Source organism: Nitrospira tepida, from assembly GCF_947241125.1.
Lineage (GTDB): Bacteria > Nitrospirota > Nitrospiria > Nitrospirales > Nitrospiraceae > Nitrospira_G > Nitrospira_G tepida.
This window is the reverse complement of record NZ_OX365700.1, coordinates 2,084,514-2,107,069: the sequence shown is the minus strand read 5'-3', so window position 1 is coordinate 2,107,069 and position 22,556 is coordinate 2,084,514. Positions and strand designations below refer to the sequence as shown.

Here is a 22,556-nt window from a genome sequence, read left to right as displayed (position 1 = left end):
TATTCCGCTGAATCCGGCCACCGATTCCGAGCGAATCCGGCCACCCCTCGGAGCCCCGCGACGCAGGGCCTCAGTGCTCTGTCTTCAGTGGCCGACTTCCGTCCGATTTGGCTAACCGTTTGCGCATTGATTCTCCTTTCAAAGTGATCTTATAGGCATTGTGGACGAGCCGGTCAAGAATCGCGTCGGCCAGTGTCGGCTCCCCGATCGCCGTGTGCCAGTGATCGATCGGGAGTTGACTGGCCACGAGGGTGGCCCGACGTCCATGGCGATCATCGAGGAGTTCCAAGAGATCTCGGCGATGCTCGTCGGTCAACGGGGCCAGCCCCCAGTCATCCAGCACCACGAGGTCCGTCTTCGCGAGACTCCGGAGCACGCGGCCATAGCGGCCATCGCCTTTGGCGATCGCCAGGTCCCGGAAGAACCGCGGGAGTCGCAAATACAGGGCGGAGCACCCCAACCGACAGGCCATCTGGGCCAGTGCACAGGCCAGGTACGTTTTGCCCGCGCCAGTCGGCCCCACGATCAACACATTGTCATGACGGCGAATCCACTGACCCGTGGCCAGGGACGCGATCACGCTTTTGTCCAGCCCCCGGGGATGGCGATAATCGAGATCTTCCAGCGTGGCGTGGCCGGGGAACCGGGCCTGGGCCAGCCGCCGCGCCAACCGGTGATTGTCCCGGACCGTGCACTCGCGATCGACTAATAGCCCCAGCCGTTCCTCGAAGCTGAGCCGCTGGACGTCGGGCATCTCCAATTGCTCCGCCAAGGCGATGGCCATGCCGGTGAGCTTCATCGCCTCCAGCGCCGTGAGTGTGGGATGACGTAACATCAGAACCCTCCTTCCTGTTGGTAATAGGTGGTGCCGCGCAGATGGGCGTGCTCGAACGGCAGCGGGACCGTCAGCACCGGCTCGGGGAGCGGCTGTTGGTCGAGTCCGGTCTTTAAAATGGACTGCACACTCTTGTAGGTGAACGCCTCCAGCGCCTGCGCCCGCCGGCAGGCGGCTTCGAGTCGCGCCACGCCGTACGCACGCTCCAGGCGGAGAATGCCCAGACAGGAGCGATAGCCTTGCTCGGGATGCGGCCGCCGCGCCAGGAGTTCGGCCACGACGGTTCCGGTCGCGGGCCCCACGGTCTCGGCCCACTGGATCAGGCGGGAGGGAGACCATGCCAGATATTGCTGATGCGCCGAGGGGAGATGCGCCACCACCGTCGTATGCCGACCCCGCTCCGCACTCCGCACATGGCTCGCCACCCGCTGGTTTTTGTGGAAGCACTCGACGGTGGTCACGGTCAGCCGCACATCGAGGGCCGTATGGACCAACGGCGACGGGACGCTGTAGTAGTGGCCCTCGACCTCAAGATGCGAATCGATATTCACCCGCGCCGTCCGCCACTCGGCATAGACGTAGGGCTCGGTGGGCAGCGGCTGCAAGGCGGGCCGGTCCACCGCGTCGAACTGAGACTGTCGACAACCAGGGAGTTTCTTGAAGGGGCGGCGATTCAGCCGGTCCAAACAGGCGGCGATGGCGATATTGAGCTCCGCCAGACTGAAGAAGGGGTGATGCCGCAGACAGGCCAGGATCCATCGTTCGACGAGCAGGACGCCCGCTTCGACCTTCGCCTTGTCGCGCGGTTTGCGCACCCGAGCCGGAATCACCGCGACATCGTAGTGCCGGGCCAGATCGGCATAGGTCGGGTTCAACTCGGGCTCATAGCGGCAGGCCTTGGTGACGCCGCTCCGTAAGTTATCGGGCACGATGATTTCCGGCACGCCGCCGAACGAGGCGAAGGCGCGCGTATGCGCACCAATCCAATCCGGCAGCGTTTGGGTCCAGGTGGCCTCGGCGTAGGTGTAATTGGAGGCCCCCCACACCGCGACGAAGATCTGGGCTGGCCGCACCTCGCCGGTCTGCCGATCCTGGACCGGCACGGTCTGGCCCGCATAGTCAACGAAGAGTTTCTCACCGGCACGATGCTCCTGCCGCAGACACCGATCCAGGGTGGCCCGCCAGGCCCCATAGCGATCGCAAAAGCGGCTGTACTGATAGCCGGCCGGATGCTGGGCTTTGTACTCCTGCCAGAGGAGCGCCAGGGTGACACCCTTCCGCGTCAATTCCTGGTGCACGGTCGCCCAGTCCGGCACAGCCCGCGGCGGGCCGGTCGGCGAGGGGGCCACCGGATACAGCCGGGTTTCCAGCTGCTGATCGTCCAGGTCCTCCGGGAACGGCCAGGTCAGCCCGGCCGCCGTGGCCCGATAGAGCGTCTCGGCGACCGTGCTCCGCGCCACGCCACAACTCGCGGCGACTTGTCGGTTACTGAGCCCACAGGCCCATTTCAGTCGCAGAATGTCTTTGATCTTTCGCATGGTCACTCGCTCCGCTGGCATCGGTTCCTCCCTCATAAATTGGAAGGGACACGATACCCAAGGGTGAGGAGGACCTGCGTCGCGAATGGCTCCAGAACGATCGGACGGCGGCGAGCCGCCTGTTATTCCGAGGGATGTCGGCCACCGATTCCGAGAGGACTCGGAAAAGTGGCCGACTTCCGGTCGGAATCAGTGGCCGCGTTCCGTCGGAATGGGTGGCCGACTTGCGTCGGAATCAGTGGCCGGCTTGGGTCGGAATACGCACGTGCCCGAGTTGCTGTTGAATGAACACGGGATCGTACCCATATTCGGCTAGATTGGTGGCGTACGTATGGCGCAGATGATGAAGGGATAATTCGACAGGCAAACCCGCCTCCTCCACGATGTGTTGAAAGCGAGATCCAAAGTCCTTACTCCCAAGGTATTGAACCCGCTCTGTCGGAAATAAGGCAGGATGGGCACCCACATTGAACAGGGTCCTGATGTCTCTGAGATATTGTTCGAGAACCTCCACAATCCAGCTGACCTCCGGCACAGTGAAGACCAACCGCCGTCGTGGCGGCCCCCCGTTCGCGGCCTTCCCAAATCGCACGTGCAGAACACCGAACCGACCAAGATGTTTCATTTTCGGATCAGGATTGCGCCGAAAATCACTGATATCAAGCCTGCACACCTCCGTTCGCCGGAGACCAAAGGCATAGGCGACCTTGACCATCACGGCATCGCGCGCCGCCGCAAGGGAACCTTTTCGGCGCTGGCGAAGCACCTCTGCATGGTGTTGTTCGACATATTCAAACAATCTATCGATCTCGTCGAAGGTAAATGGGCGACGGCTGGGACGGCCCTCGTATTCTGTAGCGTGTGAGACCGTGTTCCATTCATCACAGATTTGAATGATGGAAGATCCAATCTCGCGCTCACAGCGTTCCACCCACCCGTATCTCCGATCGGTGACATACTCCAGAAATAACTGAAGAGTAGTCTGGTATTGGCGAAGAGTTGAGACACTGAGCTTTTGCGAGAGCTCGGCACTGAACTCGACAAGGTCTTCTGGCTTCCACTGCCAGGGAAATGTATCCGTGTACTGTTGAAAGCGCTGGACAAGCCGATGACGCGCTTTAATCGTGGAAGGGTTTAGATGACGACTGTGCTGCTGAAGCCGCCACCCTTCCAGCATCGCGGCATAAAGTTGTTCAGGCGGATCAAGAAATGTAACGTTGGCAGGAAGGACATTCTCCGCGGTTGCGGAAAATGGCCCCATTCGGTCGTTACCTTTCATGTAACGTAGGTTACATGAAACGTAACGACAGCGCAAGCTGGTTTTTTTCGGAAACGATCATGGCATAGGGATGTGAGAATGCCTTGCAGAAAGCCGGTCTTGGCGAAGTTTTCCAGAGGAACGAATGTTACATAAAAGATATTGACCCCCCTTTCTCGCTACAGCAGACAGCAACGCTGCAGCTTCCACAGGAGAAAGACGAAGTCTTCTCCGATCACCGGCACCATCTTGCCCATCCCCCACATCAGCACCGTTCGACCGATCGGCTGGCAACAGGGCGCCGGGACATTGGGGATCGGGTAAAGCAACTGGTATTTGTATTGACTCTTCACAATCAGGCCGGTCGGAAAGTCCGTGCAGATCAACGGCCCGTCCGCTGCCGTATAGAACTCGGTGCCGAAGCGGGCCAGCCGAGCCAGCAGGCGCGACATGGCCAGCGCCGCTGGTTTGAGCTGGCCGCTCGACTCCGACACGTTGCCCGTCGTCGGGTACATCAAGCCGAAACTTCCCGCGCACCAGAACAAGGGATCGATGGGAAAACCAGCTGACGCGGCAAGGGAATCGGCGGCACAGGCCGCGACCGTGAGCGGATTCCCCAACAAGAGGGCTTCCGGGAACAGAATGAGTGCCAGCAGGTCATCGTTCCAGGAGGGGTCGATCTCAGACAGGTACGCCAGATCGATCTCGTCGCCGGCGGCGCTGGGATTGACACAAGCCCAGTCCACCGCGATGCCGACGATGGCCCAGAGGGGAAAGATGTAGAAGTGCGAATGGTAAAAGGTGAAGTCCAGGTCGGGGGAATCCATATTGGTATTGGCCGATCCGCGTCCCTCGAACACGAACTCCGGCCCCAACGTGATCCCGTTGAGAGCCGGGAAGCAGAGCGGCGTGCGGACGATTTCGACCAGTCGGACCGGCTCCCAGATGCCAAGCGGTATGCCCGGGACGCAGAGGTACGGCGTGAGACACACGCAGCCGCAGAGCTGAGGCGGATAGACGGCGGAGATCCCAGGCCCGACGGCGGGACGAGTCGAGTCCTCCCCGACCTCCGTGAGCGTGAACCCGAAGAGACTGATGGGAAACATGCATTCCCAGCAGGTCTTCACCAGGGTATCGGCCAGGATATTCGTGTTCTTCGGACAGACGGCTTCCGCGGAGTCCGGCATCGTTCCGCCCAGGAGAACTGCGAACAGGAGGAGCAGTCCAGCGAGGCTTGCCAGCCTAGAGCGCTGCTGAACTCGCGCACTTTCTTCGGGTTTAGCCGCAGTGGACCGTTCCGCCCGATCCTGTCTCATGGCACGATCTCCTGAACCCGGAATCGATTGCCTTCCTGCGTCACCAGACTCGGGACAGCGACCAGGCCGAACCGCTCATACATCAGCAGATTCGCCCAGTAGACCGGACGGTGCAACAGCCGACCGAGCGGACCGATATGCCCTTCCGTCACGAGCAGTTTCAGCGGACGGTCCTCGTGAGCCAGGAGGTAGTGCTGAACCCATTGCACCTGTTCCTGCGAGTTGCCATTGAAGAAGATGAGCGTGTAGGGGAGCTTCACCTTGTCGAGCGGATTCACGGTCGAGCCCGCCTTGATGTAGAGAGTTCCCGTTTTCGGATCTGTCACATCGTCCGGGAATCGGACCGTAGCATCCACCAGGAAGCTGCGAGGTTGCTGAGTTTCCGGCAAGGGAAGCTGAGGGCCTCGATGGATCTTCCGCGCCGTCGCGTCCTCCGCACGGCGCTTGATCGCGTTCCAATCCGCCCTGGCCACCGCCTCGCTCAGCACTTGTTTCATGTCGCGTTCGGCAATCGACCAGGTCGGAGAGTCCGTGCGGATCCGCTGATGCCCGCTCGGCATCGGGAGGCTCGGTTGCGGTTCACTCGTCGGTCCTCCTTGCAGGAACCCTCGCTGGCGCCGGTCAAACCACTCCGCCAGCGCGCGATAGACTCTCTCTTCGCGCGCCAGGACCTCCAACAGATGGCGAACGGAAGTCGAGCCGATCACCACCGCATCATGGTCCCCTTTCACGATCGCGAGAGCCGGGACTTCCGAGACCCCGAGACGCCCGTAGAGCACCGGGTCGATCGAGACCGCTGCCAGCAACGCCTCATCAGTCCCCATCAACTGCCGGAACCGTTCGCCTGTCGCCTTGAAGGACAATTTGACCGGCCCGTCGCCGGACGAAGGCGCATTGAGCAGACCCCGGATCACGATGCGCGCGCCCAGCAGCTTTGCCTCGGCAAAATATCCTTTCAGCACTTCGTCCGGCATGGACAGGGACAAGAGCAGATAGATCCCATCCCGATTGACTTCGCGAGACTCCCGGCCTTGGGAAGGTTGCAGCACCGTCCGGGAGAAGCGCGCAATCTCTTCCGCCACCTCGCGTGGAGACCGTTCGGGCTCCCGAGCCTGCCTTGAGGATTCCCCCGCACTCGACCAGGACAGGGCTCCGCCGCAGAGCAGCCCCGCGACGACCAGCACCAACAGTCCCTGCCTTCTCATCATGAAACAGACCTCCCCCTCTAAATCACTGCCACCTACCAGATCGGAGTGACCACCCCTCGGAGATCCTCCGCCCTCACATAGCCGTAGTACCGGGAGTCGAAGGATCGCGGATGGGACAGGGCCACGTAATACTGCCCCGGTGGAATCGGACTCTCGAGCTTCGCCAAACGGATCGGTTGCCCGAGTCGATCACGCTCCAGGCCTTCTCCGACCACTGCACCATTGACCAGCACCTGCCTCCCTCGCACTTCCACCCGATCACCCGGCACCCCGACGAGGCGCTTCGTCCAGAGCACCCCGACCCTCGTGTAGGGCCTGGCCAGGCCAGCCGGCTGCACGCGATCGGCAGAGGCCTGCGCCATCACAAACGCCACGAGTTCGCCCCGCTGCGGCTCGCGCCCTTTCTCGATCAGGAAGAGCCGGTAGTCCGGCAGGCTTTCATCCGACCGGAGCGCAAGCTGATACCAAGGACTCGCCACAGCCAGAACGGGCCAGATCACTCCGATCCCGAGGAGGGCGAGCACCAGCTTCGGATGCCGGTCATGCCACTCGTTCACCTGTTGCAGCAGCTCTTTCATGTTCCTGCTCCAGAATGAGGTCGATGGCCCGATCGATCGTCATCTCCGGACCACCCGCCTTCACGATCCGGTCGATCAAGGCCAGCTCTTCTGCCTTGGTGGAGTACATCAACTGCGTGCGCCGATCGACGGTCAGCCGGCCGATTCCCCGGCCGTGATTGGCCGTATAGAAGAAGATTTCCGAATAGCCGGCGCCCCGATGGACGGATCGCAGCAGTTGATACTCGAACTCGCTCAGGATCAGCCGGCCCCGCTGCTTGATGGACTCGATGCTCTCCGGCTTCTGCTTGAGCAGGAAGACGAAGTCCGAATTGGCCAGCAAGGCCGCCCCGGTCTGTCCCATCTTGTCGTAGTAATCGTTGATGCCCTGGGTGATCGTCATGATCGATCCCCCGTACTTCCTGACTCGCCGGACGCCTTTCTCGAAGAACGCCGACACGTTGCCTCCTTGAGACAGGAGATCCCAGGCCTCGTCCATCGCGCAGATCTTCCGCCTGGCCCGATCGCCCTGGTACATGGCCACCTGAATGTTCATGATCATCTGGAGCAGGATCACCGAGCGCAGGTCCGGGAGCGCATCGAGGCCGTCCAGCTCCAGCACATAGAAGTCCCGCTCGAAGTGCATGTTGTTCGGGCCGTTGAAGAGATCGCCGTAGTTGCCCGCGGCCGTATAGGGAAAGAGCTGAGTGCCGAGATCCGTGATCCGCTGATCCTCCCGCTCCTGCCCCATCTTCAGCAGCGCCGCCGCGACATCGGTCGGCGTCGCATCGCCTCCCTTCTGAGCAAGCACCTGGATCAAGGCCTGCTCCAGACAGGACAGCTCCAGATCGGTCAGCGCACGCGAGGGGGACAGCATCTGCGCGAAGATCGCTTTGATCATTGCCAATTCGTCCTTGCGGTCCGCTTCCTCTTCCGGCGACTCGGCCTTCCGGTCATAGCGGCCGATCACCCGTGACAGGGGGTTCAAGCACAATTTCCTCGCCTCGCGCGAGAACTGCATGAACTGCCCCTTGAGGTGCTCGCAGAGCTTCATGTAGCTCTTGCCGGCGTCGATGACCCAGGCCTGCCCGCCGGTGGCCAGATAGGACCGGAAGAAGAAATTGGCGAAGAAACTCTTCCCCGCCCCCGAGTCGGCCGCGATACAGATGTTGAAATTGCCTTCTGTATTCGCGAACACGTCCAGACTCATCATCTGCCCGGACCGGGAGGTCAGCAGCATCACGGGCTGCCCCATGCCTTTCCAGTCGCCGGCGATGGGAGCGAGGTGGGCCGGGACCTCCGAGTGGACCGTCTTGAGCCGGCGCAGGTCGTCGCGGAGGAGTGGCACGTTCGAAGGAAGCCCCATTGGCAGGCCGAACAAGAACACCCGGAACCCGATGAAATGGTCGTCCTGCAGCAGCCAGTCGTGCGTGCGATAGATCGCCTTGATCGCCGAGCTGTGTTTCTCCAACTCCTTGGGATCGTTTCCGTACAGCGCGGCCTGGACGTACAGCCCGATGGTCTGCTTGCCTTCCGCGACCAGCGCCATCATGCGGTTGAAGTGCTGGAGCTTCTTCTCGAAGATGGGAATGAGCTTCAGCATGAAGCCCACCGCCTGGTTCGTCACCACGACATGCTTCTTCCGCAGTGCGGCGACCGACTTGACCTGGTCTAGCTTCACCGCATTGAGTGTGAGGAAGAACGGACAGGTGATCTGGTCCATCCCTCGCAGGAGACTGCCGATCAGCTCCCGGTTTTTGGATCCGTGCCACTCCTCGGGAAACTGCTGCACCGTCAGGCTCTTGACGAACTTCCCATCGAGTTCGAACATGCGCGCGTGGAGTTTCGCGTAGGTATCCCGCGCCACGACCTGGTCGCTGATCAACTGCGTCGAGTTGTAGGAGGGCGGGCGTTCCTCCCAGGCATGGCCCGGGCTCAGCAGCGTATGGAGCAGCCAGATGAGCTCCAACGGAGGGACTCTGACCACCGGCAACCCGACGTTGCGCAGCGTCTGCTCCACCCCCTCGAGCTGTTCGACAATGTCCTCGAACTCGATCCCGTTCGGATACTCCTCCTTCAGAGGCATCGTAACCGACACATAGACGTTGAAGTCCCGGGGCCTGATGCCCGACGTCGGGATCAACCGTGTTCCCTGCGACTCCAGGAAAAACTCCCTGGTGCGTGTCGCATCCCGGAGGAACCGGGAGTCCGGATCCCCCCGATGGCTCAATCCCACGTGCGCATCCAGATAGGGCTGGATCACCGGCGAGGCATGGATCATGAGCTGGTAGGTGGTGCCGGTCGGCGCCTGGCTCGATTCGAACAGGTTCGTGAGCTTCTGAATCGTGTCCGGTCCCATGCCCAACAAGGGCGGGCTTTCCCAGACACAGCCGATCCGGCCGTCAGCCAGCCGGTACACCCGGTTGTCCGGATCATAGGCATGGTGCGGCAGCCAGTCACTGATCGACGTCCGCGCGATCATCTTTCTCGCAAAATACTCAAGCAGGGTAGACATGTAGATCTCTCTCCGAATGACAAGCCGATCGTTTCCGGAAACCGGAGATCACGGGAAATTCGGCCCGAAGCCATAGGAATCCACGGGCGAGGCCGGCGTTCCATTCATGGGCGATGGGCCCGGATTGCTCGGAGCCCCTGGCACACCGTTGACTCGCGGCTGCGCCATGGAATGACGGCTCTCGTCCTGAAGGTTGAGATCCTGAGAGGTGCTGGGACCCGACCCTGTCCCTGAGGCAGCGCCGGTCCCCCCGGTCTTGCCGCGACTCGCTCGTTCAACCATCCGTGACGTCTTCGGCAAGAAATCGGCGCCAGGCCGAGCGCCGCGCGGGACGCGACGCATGCCTTGCCGGTGGCCGTAGACAAAATGCGCCTCGCTCAGCACGACGTACAGCTGAGCCGAATCGTGCAGCCGGCCCTTCGAATCCTGATAAGGAGCGATCCAGACTCGCAGGACGTCCGCCGGGACCAGGACCGGCTTGCCCAGATAGGAATCGATCGTCCCCGCCACCGGTGGCGCTGGCGGAAACCCCTCCCTGGGGCCGGTCGGATTGCGACCGTGACTCTCCTGCGTAAGATCCTGGGATGGAGGAGACGGCTCAAACCTCCGATCGAAGTTCTCCGAGACCGACCGGCAACTGGCAGATTCAGGATACCCCTTGCAACTGAATTGCGAGTGATAGCCACAGCCCGACAAGAGGACGAGCCCCATCGCCATCAAGCCGGTCCCAACCTGTCCGCCGATGTGTCGCATTCTCAGCGCTCTTTCTCGACCCGTACTCTTCATTGTCCAAGCGAGAGGCCAGGATTCGGCCGAACCAAGGCCAGGATCTCCTCCGCGGAACGATGCCCGAGCACAAGGGTGCCGTTCGGCAAGAAGATCGACGGAGTGCTCGACACATGCAGGTCGTGACCCAGTTTGAGATTCTCGTCGATCGGATGGGCACAGGGCTGCTCCGGAGATGGGACCGGCTGACCCGCCAGGGCATGATCAAGCATGACGGCCTGGTCCGCCGCGCACCAGATCGCGACGGACTTGCGATAGGCATCCGGGTGCGGACGCACCAGCGGGTAGAGCACCACCGCGACGGGAACACCGGCCTGAACAATCTTCTTCACTTCAGGATGAAATTTGCGGCAGAAGGGACAATCCGGATCATCGAACACCACAATCGGGTGCAGCGCAGGCTCCCTCTGTGCCTCGGCTTGTGGTTTCAACAGAATGACCTTGGAGAGATCCAAGCCCGAGAGCACCTCCTGCTGCTTGCGCCTCAAGTATTCCCTGGTCAAGTTCCGTCCGGAAGCCAGGTCGAACAGGCCACCCGAGAAGACATACCGTCCGCTCTCATGGACGTACAGAATGCTCGCATCCAACTGCGCCCCATCGGTCTCGACCAGGTACCAGCCAGGGATCTCGGTTTGCGAGAGATTCTTGATCTTCACCCCGGGGAACTTCGCCTCGATCGTGGCTCTGACCGACTGTCCCGGAGGTTCCTCGGCGACGACGGGCGTCGAGACGAAGGACATCACGGCCATCATGAGAACGGTCCTGAGACAGAGCCCTGGAAGATGTGTGTTTCGCATGGGCAACCTCCGATAGCGTCCGGTCATCAACTTGCTCCCTTCGGGTATTATTGGATCGGCACCGCGGACGGGTTAAACGAACCGGGTGGGCTGTATACGCTGCTGGATGGAGCAGACGACAAGAAAAACTCCTCAAGCTCCTTCCCGTCCGACACAATGAAGTCCACCTCCCGATCCGCCGAGATCTCGATGATCGGGAAGATCGAGGAGGCCATCACGGCGTAATGGCGTGCCAGCAACGACGCCGCATTCCCCGCTCCGCCCGCCACCCCCGCCATCGCCAACTGGCCCGCCGGCGGAAACGTGAAGGCTTGCGACGGACTGCTGGAGATGACGAAGCCCTGTTGAAACGGCATGAACGCGCGGCTGATGCCCGACACGAAGCCGGCCAGGAGCGAGCGCGCCAACATCGCGCCCTCTTTCATCACCACCGGCCCGCGCATGCCAGCCTTGCCGTCCTCGCCGGCGACGAACCCTTTAATGGTCATATCCACCGCTGTGCCGTTCTGCCGAACGCAGGAGATATTGACCCCGCGGATCTGCACGCGCTCCGACGACAATTCCGCGAGCCCTTCTCCCATTAAGAAGCAGTCGGTGGCATGCACCCGAAAGTCATTAGGCAGCTTCATCAGATCCCGGATCTGCATCAGGATGGGAGACGGACTGTTCCCCATCGCGCCTCCGCCCCCTCCCGTAGCGCCGGCAGTCCGCGCCGGCGCATCCAAACCGGAGAGCAATTTGACGGGCACGATCGTGCCCGTGGGCAGCCAGTACTTCTTGGACTGATTCGTCCGAAGGGACACCGGCTCGACCCGGAAGGTGCGAATGCCATCGGTCGGTGCCACAATGACATCTTTCTTCTCACTGCCGACCTGGCGAGCAGGGATGGGCGCGGAGGCCGTACCTGGAACCCGCGGCGGAGTGCCGGAGCGCTGGTTGAGGGCATCCGGCCCTTGGGCCCAGGTCGGAGGAAGCGGGGGCGGCAGGACCCCGTTTCGTACGGCTGTCTTGTCCGCTCGCCCGTCGCCCGTCGGCTTGGACTCAGGCTTGAGCGGCTCCTTCTCCTTCGCCTCCATGCGCAGGCGAAGCGCATCGATCATCCGCCGCAACTCGTCTTTCTCCTGCGACAACGCCTCGATCCGTTTCCCCGCCTCCGCCCGCCAGATCTCCTGGTCCGTTTTCGCCGCATCCAGCGAGACTGGTTTGGACTGCGCCTGGGCCCGAGCCCCGTGACTGCCGGGTGTCCGGAATTGGTTGAGCCCCACCGTGCCGACGGCGAGCACGACGAGACCGATCAGCCCGATCAGCCATTTCGACGGCGGCGTCTTCGGTTTCCGGTTCGGATCACCGCCCGGATTGAGAATTGGGCTTGTTGATTTCTGCTGCATCGGATTCATGTCGTTATGTTCTTTCGCCTCGGCGCGGACAAGCCTTCCCCAGGAGTACAGCCCGACCGTGCCGCTCTATTTCGCCGCCGGAGACGGAACCAGATCGATCCACAAGACTCGCACCTCCTCGCCCGATTCGATGACGTGGCGATTCAAGGCGATCGCGAGCTCCTTCCCCGTGAAAAACTCCGACTCCCGGAGCGTCTGCGTCCCGGACGTCTTGTTCGCCAGCCGGTATGCCATCACGCGATAGCGTGGACAGCGGGATTCGATCCCCTTGACGACCTCGAGCTCCATCCACCTGGGATACTGCTCCGGGTCGATCGGGGCTGAATGGCAGCCTCGCGGCAAGTCTTCCAACGCCGCTCGCCGTATCAACTCGACGAGCCCATCCACATAATCCGCCGCCATCTTGACGGGATCGTCTTCCCCCGGCGCTCCGTCCGCCCGATCGTCCTCGACCGTGATCCGTTGCGTTGATTCCGCGCTCGCCACCAGTTCGAAGACGTAGGCCTGTCTGCCGGCCATCACCACGAGATCCGCCGGGCTCGTGCGGACCCGAACCATGACATACCGGCCCTGCGCCTTCGCCTCCAGATCCGGTTTGGAGCTGGACACGGAGGTCACCTCTTCGGGCAGCTCGATGACATTGATGTCACGAAGCGACACCGCCGCCCGCAGCGTCCGGCTATCCTCGACGGTCAGTCTCTGATCGGCCTGACTGAATGGCGGACTTGCCAGCGCGAGCGCGATCGCGATGCTGGCTGCTGATCGCCACAATCTCAGGCCTGAAGTCTTTGAATCGCAGTGTGAGATGGTATTCACGCTCCTCCTCCGCTACCAGAATCGACCCCGAAAACCGGCGTTCCAACCCGCTGATGATCACGTCATCTCCGACGATCTCCGTCGCGTCCGGGAAAAACACCCGATTGAGGTTATTCCCGACGATGTAGATCCGCTCGGCCCCCAACCCTTCCGACATCATCCCGTACTGCTCCGGCGCCACGTAGCGCAGCACGACCGTGTGGCCGAACTCGACGGATCTCGGCGTGACATTCGTGACGAACGGCAGCAAGGTCAGGGCGATCTGCCGCCGGTACTCATCCGAGACATTCCCATCCGAGGTCACCAGGTATTCTTGGGAGACCGACGCGGGAACCACGTGGAGAATCTCCACCCGGCGATACAGGCCGTTCGCCATCAAGGCCAGCACCAATCCGATGTTGGCCAGGAGCAGAACGAACGCGATGGCCCGCGTGCTGTAGAGATCCTTCACATAGCGTCCGATATGCATGCGCTCCTCACTCGATCAACTCCCGAACCGTTCCATCCGGCCCCAACGGCAGGTCGAATCCCGGGATCCCGTACCAATAAGCGAAGTGGAAGATGAATCCGTCGCTCTTCCCGCTCTTCAGCGTTGAAATCATGAACGTGCACAGGAGGCCGACGACGAGCAGAGAGGTCAGCTGCCGCGTGAGGATGCCGATGAAGCCGCACAGAATCAGCACGATCAGTTCGTCCAACTCCCACCAGGCGATCTGTGGCGGACTGTCCAGATATCTCGGGATGAAGACCTGCATCGTGACCCTCCGTACCGGCACCCACCCGCTGACCCGTGGACCCGGATCTGTCGCCGTGAACCAGACCGGGATGGAGTCGTCTGTGCAACCCCATCCCGATCGAGCCTGAGCCTTACATCAGTCCCGTGGTAATAGTCGGGATCACCGTTGGCAAATAAAAGGACCCGGCTGCGACGCCGAATCCGGTGAACATGTAGCCCCACCGGCCGGCCATCGCAGAACCCAGCCCGATCGCCCCGGCAATCAGGCCCAGCAAGGTGCCGAGCGAACCCTGCATCCAGCCCGTCAACAGGGTGTTCAGCGGACCGAACGTCGCATCCGCGCCCGCGAACGCCGGAACTGCCATGATCACCATGCTGGCGAAGAGCACCATCGCTATCACGCCCAGAACCGCTGTCATCTTCTTCATGAGGTTACGCATGTGGAACCCTCCAGGTTCTATCCTTGGATCATTCAGAGCTCATACAACTGATCGTGCAGCCATGCCGAACAAAGTCAGACAACAGACCGTCTTAGTTCCTCACTGGGTCACCTCTCTTTTCTGCATCGCCGTCGCTGGCCTAGCCGTTTCATACGGATCGTCGGATCAGCCTGGGAGGTACGGCAGTGCACTGCCTGGCCGATTGGCCTCATTCCCCTTGATCGTTCCGTCGCCCCACGCTTGGTCCAGACTCGAACCGCACCGTCCCATGATGGATTTCTGCTCTTGCTCCATGATCATCACTGAGTGAGTTCGCGCTGCTGATCGCTGTGGCCGGACTGCCGGACGGTTGTTTTCGGCAAGACCACGGGCAGTGACCGGACCGTCTTCAACAGCGACGACAGTGCTTCTGGAGCCGGATCGAGGATGCGAGCCGATGGGAGAGGCGAGAGCAGATCCGCCTCCGGACAGGTCATCGGCGTCCCAAGCACATACTGAACAGTCTCTGGCACCGTCACGACTCCGCCAGGAAGCTGGTACTTCCGTTCACACAGCTTCACGACCGCTCCCGCGTGGACGGCGACCGAGGACCAGGCAATCATGCCGGCCACGAGACTCATCCTTCTCCACTGCATCGCCAACTCCCTCTGCGCCGGCAGAATCTCCTAGCTGCGTCACTCCAGACGGAACGACGCTCCGCCCTGACAATTCCACGGAGAGTATTACCGGCTGATTGTGATACGAAGGGAAGTGCCGAAGGCTCTACTGCAGAGACAGTGATTGGTGAGAGATGGACGAAGAGAGCGATGGAGAATGATGCTGAAATAACCGGCTATGGCGAACGGAGGCGTGATCTCGTTCCAGTGCCGTTTAAAAGGCCTGAGGACTGCCGGTGTAGACCAGATGCCTGCGTACGCCCCCCGGGGAACAACACTTCGCGGGACCGCGAACGATCCCGCGAGTCAATCATGACAGAAATGATGTCACAGCACGGACCGGCGCGAGCCGACACCCTTGAACCTTCACAGATGGGCAACGAGCCGATCGCTCACAAGTTTCGCTGCGGCGCGAGCGTCGTACTCGACAATGGGCGCTAGTAAGGGGCGGAGATCTTCGTTGAAGGTCCGGGAGGCAACTTTCGCCGCCAGGTTCTCTTCGAAGTCTGTCACCCTGATCTTTGCCCCTGCTGCCTTCATGTAACGATGAAATGCCTCAATGATGCGCTCGGGGTCGACACCCTCCATGCGCAGTCCGATCCACAGATCGAAGAGATCACGCCCTTTACGGCGCTGGTAGAGTGCCCGCAGCTTGGTGGCGAGCAGCTCTTCAAGCGTATACGTATTCACCGCGGCCTCGCCCTCGAACCACCGAGAACGGACGGCGAATAGCCGTGACTTGAAGCCAAACACATCAAAGTGCTCCCGGCTGTTGATCTCGATCTTGAGCCGCAGTGGAACAACCGGCGGAACCTCGGACACCATGCGATAGCGAAGCGTCACATTGTCAGGGTTGTTTTGTCGACGCGGTGTCCCGAGTATTGGATCGAGCCGCGCTCGGAGTTTATCGAGAAGAGGTCCGATTGGGCCCGTCTTGCGCTGAACCAAATCGATATCCTCCGAATATCTGACGGGTCTGGCCACGTACAGTTTGTGCAGAGCTGTCCCACCTCGGAGAATGAGATGATCCGAGATTTCCAATTCACGAAAGATCTCGACCAGAGCGCGGCAGAGTATCAGATCCTGCTCAACCTGAGCGTCTTGGGGCCAAGGCGCCGCGTTTCGCCACTGAGTGATGAAGGCCTGCGGAATCATCCTTCAGGCTCCAACTTGGCATTAACCAGGAGACGCCACTTCCGGCTCTCAGGCCCATCTCCGACCGGTGAGGCCGGATCCAGGGGTCTCAAAGGGGGATCTTTCTTGTCAACCCAATCGGCCAGGCCGCGCGTCAACTTCCTGCGGCTCAGCCGATCAAGCAGATATCCCAACCGTTGCGCAACGAGGATCTCTCCATGTCTCTTCACTATCGCCGTAAGTTTAGCCGCATCCAGGCGCTCGGCCAGTTCAGCCAATACGGTGATCACGTGTTCCAGCCCTCCGGCCGCTCTAGGATAGCGAACAAGGTCCCAGGCTGTTGTCTCAGCTGAGGAGGCCTTCTGGAAGCCGGTCGGGGTCTTGACCTCGACCGTGACTGAATGGTCGAACGGTCCCTTTCCGAAGAAGCGGATGTGTACGTTACCAACCCGAATTGGTCGGACAGCTCGCGTCGGCACCATGACCTGGAATTCCTGCGGTCTATGGTGTGCCGCACCATGACTCTGAGCCGCGGAGAGCAGGCCCACATAGTACTGTTTCCCCATATTCTTCATGAGCTCATCGATAAACCACTCCGGAGGCAGAGTGCCGACGGACCAGTGCTGCGCGTCCACGATGACGTAGAACCCGGACCGGGGCATCACCAGACGGCCGGCCTTGACCAGCCGATGCAAAGCCATGTATACGGCTCCCGGTGTTGCCCCGAGCTGCTGTTTCGCCTCCGCTCGCGTGAACGTATAGCGTCCTGTTGCCAGGAGGTTGTCGACAAATTGGCCAGCTGAGATGGTGGGTCTTGCATTCATATCGGTTGCACAATCTAACGAATATCGTAAGATTCCGCAACCTGTTTATTGGTCATGTTCAGGCTGATTATCGCTGCATGCCTTCTGGATACCGCGCACTCTATGCGAGGAACACTGTCTGATGAGAGAAGGGCTCAAGCACAGCTAGGGGAGAATCGCGAAATAACCCGCTATGGCGACGAGTGCCTTGATCCCGTTTCAATGCCGTGTAAAAGGCCTGAGGACTCCCGATGTAGACCAGCTGCTTCTGCGCCCTGGTCACTGCGGTATACAACACTTCACGAGTCAACATCGGGTAGTGGCTCGAGTGCATCACCACAACCGTGCAGGGAAATTCCGATCCCTGGGCCTTGTGCACTGTCAAAGAATAAGCCAGGGCCAAGTCGTCCCAGTCCGCTTCCGTATAAGAGACCTCGCGATCCGGAAAAGCGACCTGCAGCACGCGCTCCGTTTCTGACACCTCTGTGATCGACCCGATCTCACCGTTGAACACCTGCTTCTTGTAGTCATTGTCCAAATGGATCACCCGATCCCCGACGCGAAAGGGAGAGCCATCGTCCGACATCCCGGGGTTCATGATGTCCTGCAACACTCGATTCAGCTCCACCGTCCCCAGCGGTCCCCTTTTCATCGGAGCCAGGACCTGAATCTCCCGCGGCTGAAACGGCAGCGTCGGAAGGACATCCCGCAGCGCCGCGAGCACTTCTTCCGGCTCGTTCCGCAGGAAAAACTCACACTCGCCCAGCGAGCCTGAGCGCAGAGACGGCACGGTTCCGAAGTGGATGTCGTGGGCCAGACGAACGATCTGCGACCCGGCGGTCTGGCGCTGGATCTCCACGAGTTCCGTGACCGGACAGATGTTGGCTGCGATAAGATCGCGGAGCACCTGTCCCGCTCCCACCGCAGGCAGTTGATGGATGTCGCCGACGAACACCAGCCTGGTCCTAGCCGGATCCAGCGCATTGACGAGCGCCGCCGCCATTTCAAGATCCAGCATCGGCGCTTCATCCACCACCAGCAGATCGACCCGCAGCGGCCGTCGCCGATTGAACCGACACCCCTCCCCGGGGTGCCATTCCAGCAACCGATGGATCGTCATGCCGTCCAGGCCAGTGCCCTCCCCCGCCCGCTTCGCCGCTTTCCCGGTTGGAGCCGCGAGCGCCACCTTCAATCCCAGCCGCACCGCCTGGCGCAACAGATATCCCACGGCCATCGTCTTTCCCGTCCCAGGCAATCCTGCAATCACCGACAGACCATGATTCAGGGCCCGTGCGACCGCCTCTCGCTGCACCGGCGTCAGCGCCAGGCGTTCCACGGCCCCCAACTCAATCCGGGAGGGGAGAAAGGTCTGGCTTGCCAGGTCTCGCAGCCCGGCCTCAAGCGCTCGCTCCGCGTTATAGAGCCGAGGCAGGTACAGCGTGCGCTCCCACTCCTGCAGTGTCCCACGCTCGCTCGCCCTCGCCACCGCGGCCTCCAACTCGGTCGCTTCGACATTGAGCACCCGTTGCGCCTCTTTCACGAGGATCTCGCGCGGCAGACAGCTATGGCCTCTTCCTGCTTCCTGCTCCAGGACATAGTGCAGCCCGGCGACCAGCCGATGAGGATCGTTCATCGCCATGCCTCGTCCCCGGGCGATGCTGTCCGCCCGCTGAAACCCGACCCCATGGAGCTCCGCCAAGCAGTAAGCATTCGTCCGGATCTGCAGAGCCGCCTCGGGTCCGAACTGCCGGAGGGCCTTGTGCGCCAGACCCACGCTCAAGCCCAAGCCCAATAACTCGCTCAGGGTCGCTGCCTGTCCTTTCTGAATCTGCCAGGACTTGACGAGATGCTGGATCGTGGACTCGCCAATGCCCTGAATCTCGATGAACTGTTCGGGATGCAGATCCAACACTGTCAGCGCGTCTCTTCCGAAGCGATCAAGGATCCGCTGCGCGAGGACCGGTCCGATGCCAGAGAGCACCCCCGAGGCGAGATAGGCCTTGATCCCTTCCGGTGTATGAGGACGCGCACAGCTCACCGCTGCCACGCGGAACTGTTCTCCCCGGGTGCCATACTCCCACCGACCCACCAGCAGCAGGCACTGACCATCTACCGGCTGCGTCCGGAACAGACCTATCACCTTGAAGACCCGAGGCCTATCGAGCGCCGATGCAGCCCTCCCCGCCTCGCGCACGGATAACACGGTAAATCCGGTCTCAGCCTTCCGGTAAAGAGCCCGCAAGACTTCCACCTCGATACAGATATCCGAGCCTGAAGCTACTCGCTCCTGATCCACCGATGGGTACTCCTCCCCCTCTGCCTACGCACCTGGCTCGTCTCACACACAGAACTGACCACAGGAACAATCCCAGTTCGTCACTCGCGCACGACCCGCACGAGGTGAACCCCACTCACCTCATCCCTTGAACCGGCGCACGGAACATCGATCGCGCTCTCCACCCACAGACCGGGTGTCTCACTGAGTCCTTCCTGACGCAATTCGATCGGCCAGATCCAGACGCCGCCATCGCTCCGACCCCATGAGCTCACTGGCTTCCATGCTGGAATCGCTCGCGTTGATTCAATTGCCACTCCAGCCAACAGGCCAGAGCTCGATCAACCCCTGACCTCATCAAATACGGATGGCGAGACATGCGAGCGAGCACGTACTGGAACCACACGTGCGCCCGATGCTTCGGCATGATTGCCAACAACACACTCACCCCGGAGAGCCATGTGATTCGCAGCGTCCTCAGCGGGTGTCGATCCATGACCTCCAAATCATCCAGCAGGAGTTCTTCCAGACACTCCCGACGACCAGCGACGGTCGGTTCCGGTGGAACGCGCATCTCCTTCACCTTCCTCGCCTCCTGGTGAATCGGGCCATCTGTTGACCCTGTCACGCATTGTCGTCCCACATACTCTTTCCAGAGGTCCGTCGCAAATGTCCCGCCCTGCCCTTCAAACCCACCGGATGGAACGGGACCGTCCAAACCAGCGAAAGGGCGCCCCGCACCCCACCCCCGGACCCGCTTCTGTTTTCCATTTTGAATATAGAGACCACCGCGCCTCTATTTTCACTCTGGCACATCGAGTTCGTGCTGCTTGCCCGCCTCGACCACGCCCCTCCCCTCATTCTGGCGGCCACGACCGGATAGACTCGCAGCAGTTCTTCTTCTCGGTATTTCCGAACATGAGCCCTCGACAGGTGGTCTATGCTCGCCGAACTGATCCATCCCCTCGCCGCCATGGGAGCACAGGACTGGCCGTATCGACCCCGTCCCTCCAGCGCCGGTCCCAACCAATGTGTGCGGAAACTGGTCTACCACGCGCGCGAGTTCCCGCGAAGACAGACCCACGGCCGATTCCTGGTCGTGCTGGACGACAGTTCCTGGCACGAAGAGCTCACGCTGAATTGGATTGAGCAATCGGCGTTTCAGCTGCGGGATCGCCAGACGGAGGTCGTCTGCGGGGAAACTGTCTTCGCAGGGGAAGCGTACACGATCCTGGGCCACATCGATGGGATCGTCACGGATCTGCTCGGCATCGACCGACTGCTTGAACACAAGGCCATCGAACACTTCACCTTCCAACGGTACGCGGAGGGCGACTATCCCTTCGATTACTTTGCGCAGGTCTGCTTCTATTTACACGGCATCACCAAACTCAACCCGGACATCAACGAAGCCCTGCTCCTCATCAAGAACAAGAACCAGAGCGCCTACCTCGAATACCGACTACACTACGACTTACCGAACGACCGACTGAACGTGGTCGAGATCGTGCATTCCAATGGAGAGCGTTCTTTCCCGAAACAGGACGTCATCGGTCTGTACCAGCAAGCGCTCGCCCGATTCGCGCAGATCGAACAGCATCGAGCTGACCAGACCTTGCCGGACCGGCCCTACGAAGACGACTCCAATTACCATTGCCAGTACTGCCCCTACTCACGCCTGTGCTGGGAAGGCCACGTGGCTCCGGTCCTCACGAATACGGTGCCTCTCTCACCCGACATGGCGGCACTGGCTGCGGAGTACCTTGATCTCGACGCCAGGATCAAACCCCTCCACAAACGATTCGACCAGGTGAAGAAGCTGCTGAAAGCCGGCCTCAAGACGCAGCAAGCCAGCGAAGCAGAGGGGCACGGGTTCATCGTCCGCATCACCCAATCCACGCAGACCCGCCATGACGTGAAGCTGTTACCGTCTTATGTCCAGGAGCTGGCTGAGACTTCCCTGCCCATCGAAAAACTGTCGGTTAGCAGGGTCGCCCAGGAAAGCCGGACTCTTCAGGCTGATCCCGACCCTCGGGTCGCCTGATCCAGGCAGGGCCGCCGAACGCCCGCCAACATCACCTAATCGCTCGTCCCAAGTCCATCACAAGGAGGCACATCGCCATGACCACGACCTTCGTTCCGTTCACGCGCATCAACGGCCTCTCCAACCGCCGTCGCTACCCGATCATCGGCAAGATTCGCCTGGGCATCCGAGCGCTCGGCAAGAGCGGCAGCTATCCCGTCGAAACCCCCTACTTCGTTGTGCCCAAGGAGGTCCAAGAACTCTATGGGGAGAAACCCACCGAGCTGGACGTCATGTTTCCTTCCAACAATCCGGAGCTGATTTTTCCCCAATCCCTCCGATGGTACGGGAACTCCCATGGGCTGAAATGCATCGGGAACAAGAAACAGGCCCAGCGCCTCGACGAACGCACCTTCCGATTCGAGCCACGCGAATGCCCCTGCGAACTGCTCGAGAAAGGCGAGTGTTCGGAGCGCGCGCAGCTGCTCGTCATGCTGCCCAGGATCAGCATGGCCGGTCTGTATCAGATCGACCTCGGCAGCTCGAACAGCATGATCGACATCAACTCCTACTTCGACTGGATGAATACCCACATCGGACGGTTTGCGATGATCCAGCTCAAACTCCGCCGGGTCCCCAGACACATGGTCCACAAGGGCCAGCCCCGCATCCATTACCCGCTCGCCCTCCGCTTCGACGGGTCCGCCGCCGACATCGAAGAGTTGAAAAAGCTCAACGCGGAGATCCTCAGCAAGCTGGGTTCCATCGACGTCCAGGAACCAGAGGACACCAATCCGGCCATCGACCCACAGGCCACCACAGTCCTCGAACACGACCTCCCGAAGGCATTATCCCTGAACGGACCCGGCTCTGATCAGGCCGAGAGCGCCACATCTGAGCCGTCGGCCATTTCCGTTCCGGCACGACCACTGGAACAGGCCGATCCACCCCCCTCTGCCGCTCCCGACACGCCGGCAGCGCCACAGATGACCGAGCCCCAGAAACGGCGCATTCTGCGAAAAGCCAAGGAAGCGGGATTGGCCGAGGACCTCATTCTCGCCAAGATCCACCATCTGACAAAGAAAGAGGCGTCGGCACTGATTTCCCGACTCGACCGGCAGGACCATTCGTTCTTCGACGCCGCTGCTCCGGCCACGGCGCCGGCACTTTCGGGTCCGCGGTCTGAGGTATTGGAACCCCGCGCGAACGCAACGCTAAAGGCCAACGAGCGCCTGACCCCGTTGACCCGCGTCCAATTCAAGACGAGCGGCGACGCGACCGCATTCGATCAAGCAGCAGACGGTGAAGCCCCAGTGGCCGATGGCGGAGGCGTCCCCCCTTTCCTTCCCACTACGGAAGGAGTTGAATTCTAAGAGGACCGTGTCTCGACCAAACTCGTGGACACTGAGTGCATGAACGCAGCTGAGGTCGCGGCAATCGTTGCCAGCCCCATCATCTTCACGTCA

Annotated in this window: 21 protein-coding genes; 2 read left to right on the top strand and 19 right to left on the bottom strand. The window is 61.1% G+C overall.

Translation table 11 applies throughout. From position 1 onward, the window contains the following. Positions 1–70: 70 nt before the first annotated feature. The 19 genes from istB to QWI75_RS09865 form a co-directional block, all read right to left on the bottom strand. Positions 71–835, bottom strand: a complete 765-nt coding sequence (gene istB / locus QWI75_RS09955; protein ID WP_289268509.1) for an IS21-like element helper ATPase IstB — start codon at positions 833–835, stop codon at positions 71–73. Further along, entirely contained in the window at positions 835–2,373 is a 1,539-nt protein-coding gene (istA, locus tag QWI75_RS09950; RefSeq protein WP_289271643.1) for an IS21 family transposase, read from the bottom strand. The genes istB and istA overlap by 1 nt, the downstream gene beginning before the upstream one ends. A gap of 235 nt (positions 2,374–2,608) precedes the next feature. Further along, the gene (locus tag QWI75_RS09945) at positions 2,609–3,652 is read right to left on the bottom strand and encodes a tyrosine-type recombinase/integrase (protein WP_289268508.1); all 1,044 of its coding nucleotides are present in this window, start codon (positions 3,650–3,652) and stop codon (positions 2,609–2,611) included. 158 nt (positions 3,653–3,810) lie between these two features. Continuing rightward, a complete protein-coding gene (locus QWI75_RS09940; protein ID WP_289268507.1) occupies positions 3,811–4,818 on the bottom strand; it encodes a TraU family protein in 1,008 nt (335 codons plus the stop codon). A 125-nt stretch (positions 4,819–4,943) separates the two neighbouring features. Continuing rightward, entirely contained in the window at positions 4,944–6,155 is a 1,212-nt protein-coding gene (locus tag QWI75_RS09935; RefSeq protein ID WP_213041805.1) for a TrbC family F-type conjugative pilus assembly protein, read from the bottom strand. 32 nt (positions 6,156–6,187) lie between these two features. Then, positions 6,188–6,733, bottom strand: coding sequence for a signal peptidase I (lepB, locus tag QWI75_RS09930; RefSeq protein ID WP_213041806.1), 546 nt, complete (start codon positions 6,731–6,733; stop codon positions 6,188–6,190). Next, positions 6,696–9,227, bottom strand: a complete 2,532-nt coding sequence (gene traC / locus QWI75_RS09925) for a type IV secretion system protein TraC (protein ID WP_289268506.1) — start codon at positions 9,225–9,227, stop codon at positions 6,696–6,698. The genes lepB and traC overlap by 38 nt, the downstream gene beginning before the upstream one ends. A gap of 48 nt (positions 9,228–9,275) precedes the next feature. After that, positions 9,276–9,980, bottom strand: a complete 705-nt coding sequence (gene traV / locus QWI75_RS09920) for a type IV conjugative transfer system lipoprotein TraV (RefSeq protein ID WP_213041808.1) — start codon at positions 9,978–9,980, stop codon at positions 9,276–9,278. A gap of 29 nt (positions 9,981–10,009) precedes the next feature. After that, a complete protein-coding gene (locus QWI75_RS09915; protein ID WP_213041809.1) occupies positions 10,010–10,765 on the bottom strand; it encodes a DsbC family protein in 756 nt (251 codons plus the stop codon). Between the two features lie 92 nt (positions 10,766–10,857). Further along, positions 10,858–12,198, bottom strand: coding sequence for a TraB/VirB10 family protein (locus QWI75_RS09910; protein WP_289268505.1), 1,341 nt, complete (start codon positions 12,196–12,198; stop codon positions 10,858–10,860). Positions 12,199–12,273: 75 nt separating this feature from the next. After that, positions 12,274–12,978, bottom strand: coding sequence for a TraK domain-containing protein (locus QWI75_RS09905; protein ID WP_213041811.1), 705 nt, complete (start codon positions 12,976–12,978; stop codon positions 12,274–12,276). After that, a complete protein-coding gene (locus QWI75_RS09900; protein WP_213041812.1) occupies positions 12,887–13,492 on the bottom strand; it encodes a TraE/TraK family type IV conjugative transfer system protein in 606 nt (201 codons plus the stop codon). The genes QWI75_RS09905 and QWI75_RS09900 overlap by 92 nt, the downstream gene beginning before the upstream one ends. Before the next feature lie 7 nt (positions 13,493–13,499). Continuing rightward, positions 13,500–13,778, bottom strand: coding sequence for a type IV conjugative transfer system protein TraL (gene traL, locus QWI75_RS09895; RefSeq protein ID WP_213041813.1), 279 nt, complete (start codon positions 13,776–13,778; stop codon positions 13,500–13,502). A gap of 112 nt (positions 13,779–13,890) precedes the next feature. After that, a complete protein-coding gene (locus QWI75_RS09890) occupies positions 13,891–14,199 on the bottom strand; it encodes a hypothetical protein (protein WP_213041814.1) in 309 nt (102 codons plus the stop codon). Positions 14,200–14,498: 299 nt separating this feature from the next. Further along, a complete protein-coding gene (locus QWI75_RS09885; protein WP_289268504.1) occupies positions 14,499–14,834 on the bottom strand; it encodes a hypothetical protein in 336 nt (111 codons plus the stop codon). Between the two features lie 387 nt (positions 14,835–15,221). Further along, positions 15,222–16,010: a nucleotidyl transferase AbiEii/AbiGii toxin family protein gene (locus QWI75_RS09880; RefSeq protein WP_289268503.1), complete on the bottom strand. Its 789-nt coding sequence runs from the start codon at positions 16,008–16,010 to the stop codon at positions 15,222–15,224. Beyond that, complete coding sequence (locus QWI75_RS09875; RefSeq protein ID WP_289268502.1) at positions 16,007–16,813, bottom strand: type IV toxin-antitoxin system AbiEi family antitoxin domain-containing protein; 807 nt, start codon at positions 16,811–16,813, stop codon at positions 16,007–16,009. The genes QWI75_RS09880 and QWI75_RS09875 overlap by 4 nt, the downstream gene beginning before the upstream one ends. Positions 16,814–16,913: 100 nt before the next feature. Then, positions 16,914–19,088, bottom strand: a complete 2,175-nt coding sequence (gene recD2 / locus QWI75_RS09870; RefSeq protein WP_289268501.1) for an SF1B family DNA helicase RecD2 — start codon at positions 19,086–19,088, stop codon at positions 16,914–16,916. 250 nt (positions 19,089–19,338) lie between these two features. Next, positions 19,339–19,641 (bottom strand): hypothetical protein, encoded by a 303-nt coding sequence (locus QWI75_RS09865; protein WP_289268500.1) that lies wholly within the window; start codon positions 19,639–19,641, stop codon positions 19,339–19,341. Positions 19,642–20,007: 366 nt separating this feature from the next. Between QWI75_RS09865 and QWI75_RS09860 the strand changes: the two genes are divergently transcribed. After that, a complete protein-coding gene (locus QWI75_RS09860; protein ID WP_289268499.1) occupies positions 20,008–21,111 on the top strand; it encodes a PD-(D/E)XK nuclease family protein in 1,104 nt (367 codons plus the stop codon). Between the two features lie 77 nt (positions 21,112–21,188). After that, positions 21,189–22,463 (top strand): recombination directionality factor, encoded by a 1,275-nt coding sequence (locus QWI75_RS09855; RefSeq protein WP_289268498.1) that lies wholly within the window; start codon positions 21,189–21,191, stop codon positions 22,461–22,463. Positions 22,464–22,556 lie beyond the last annotated feature (93 nt).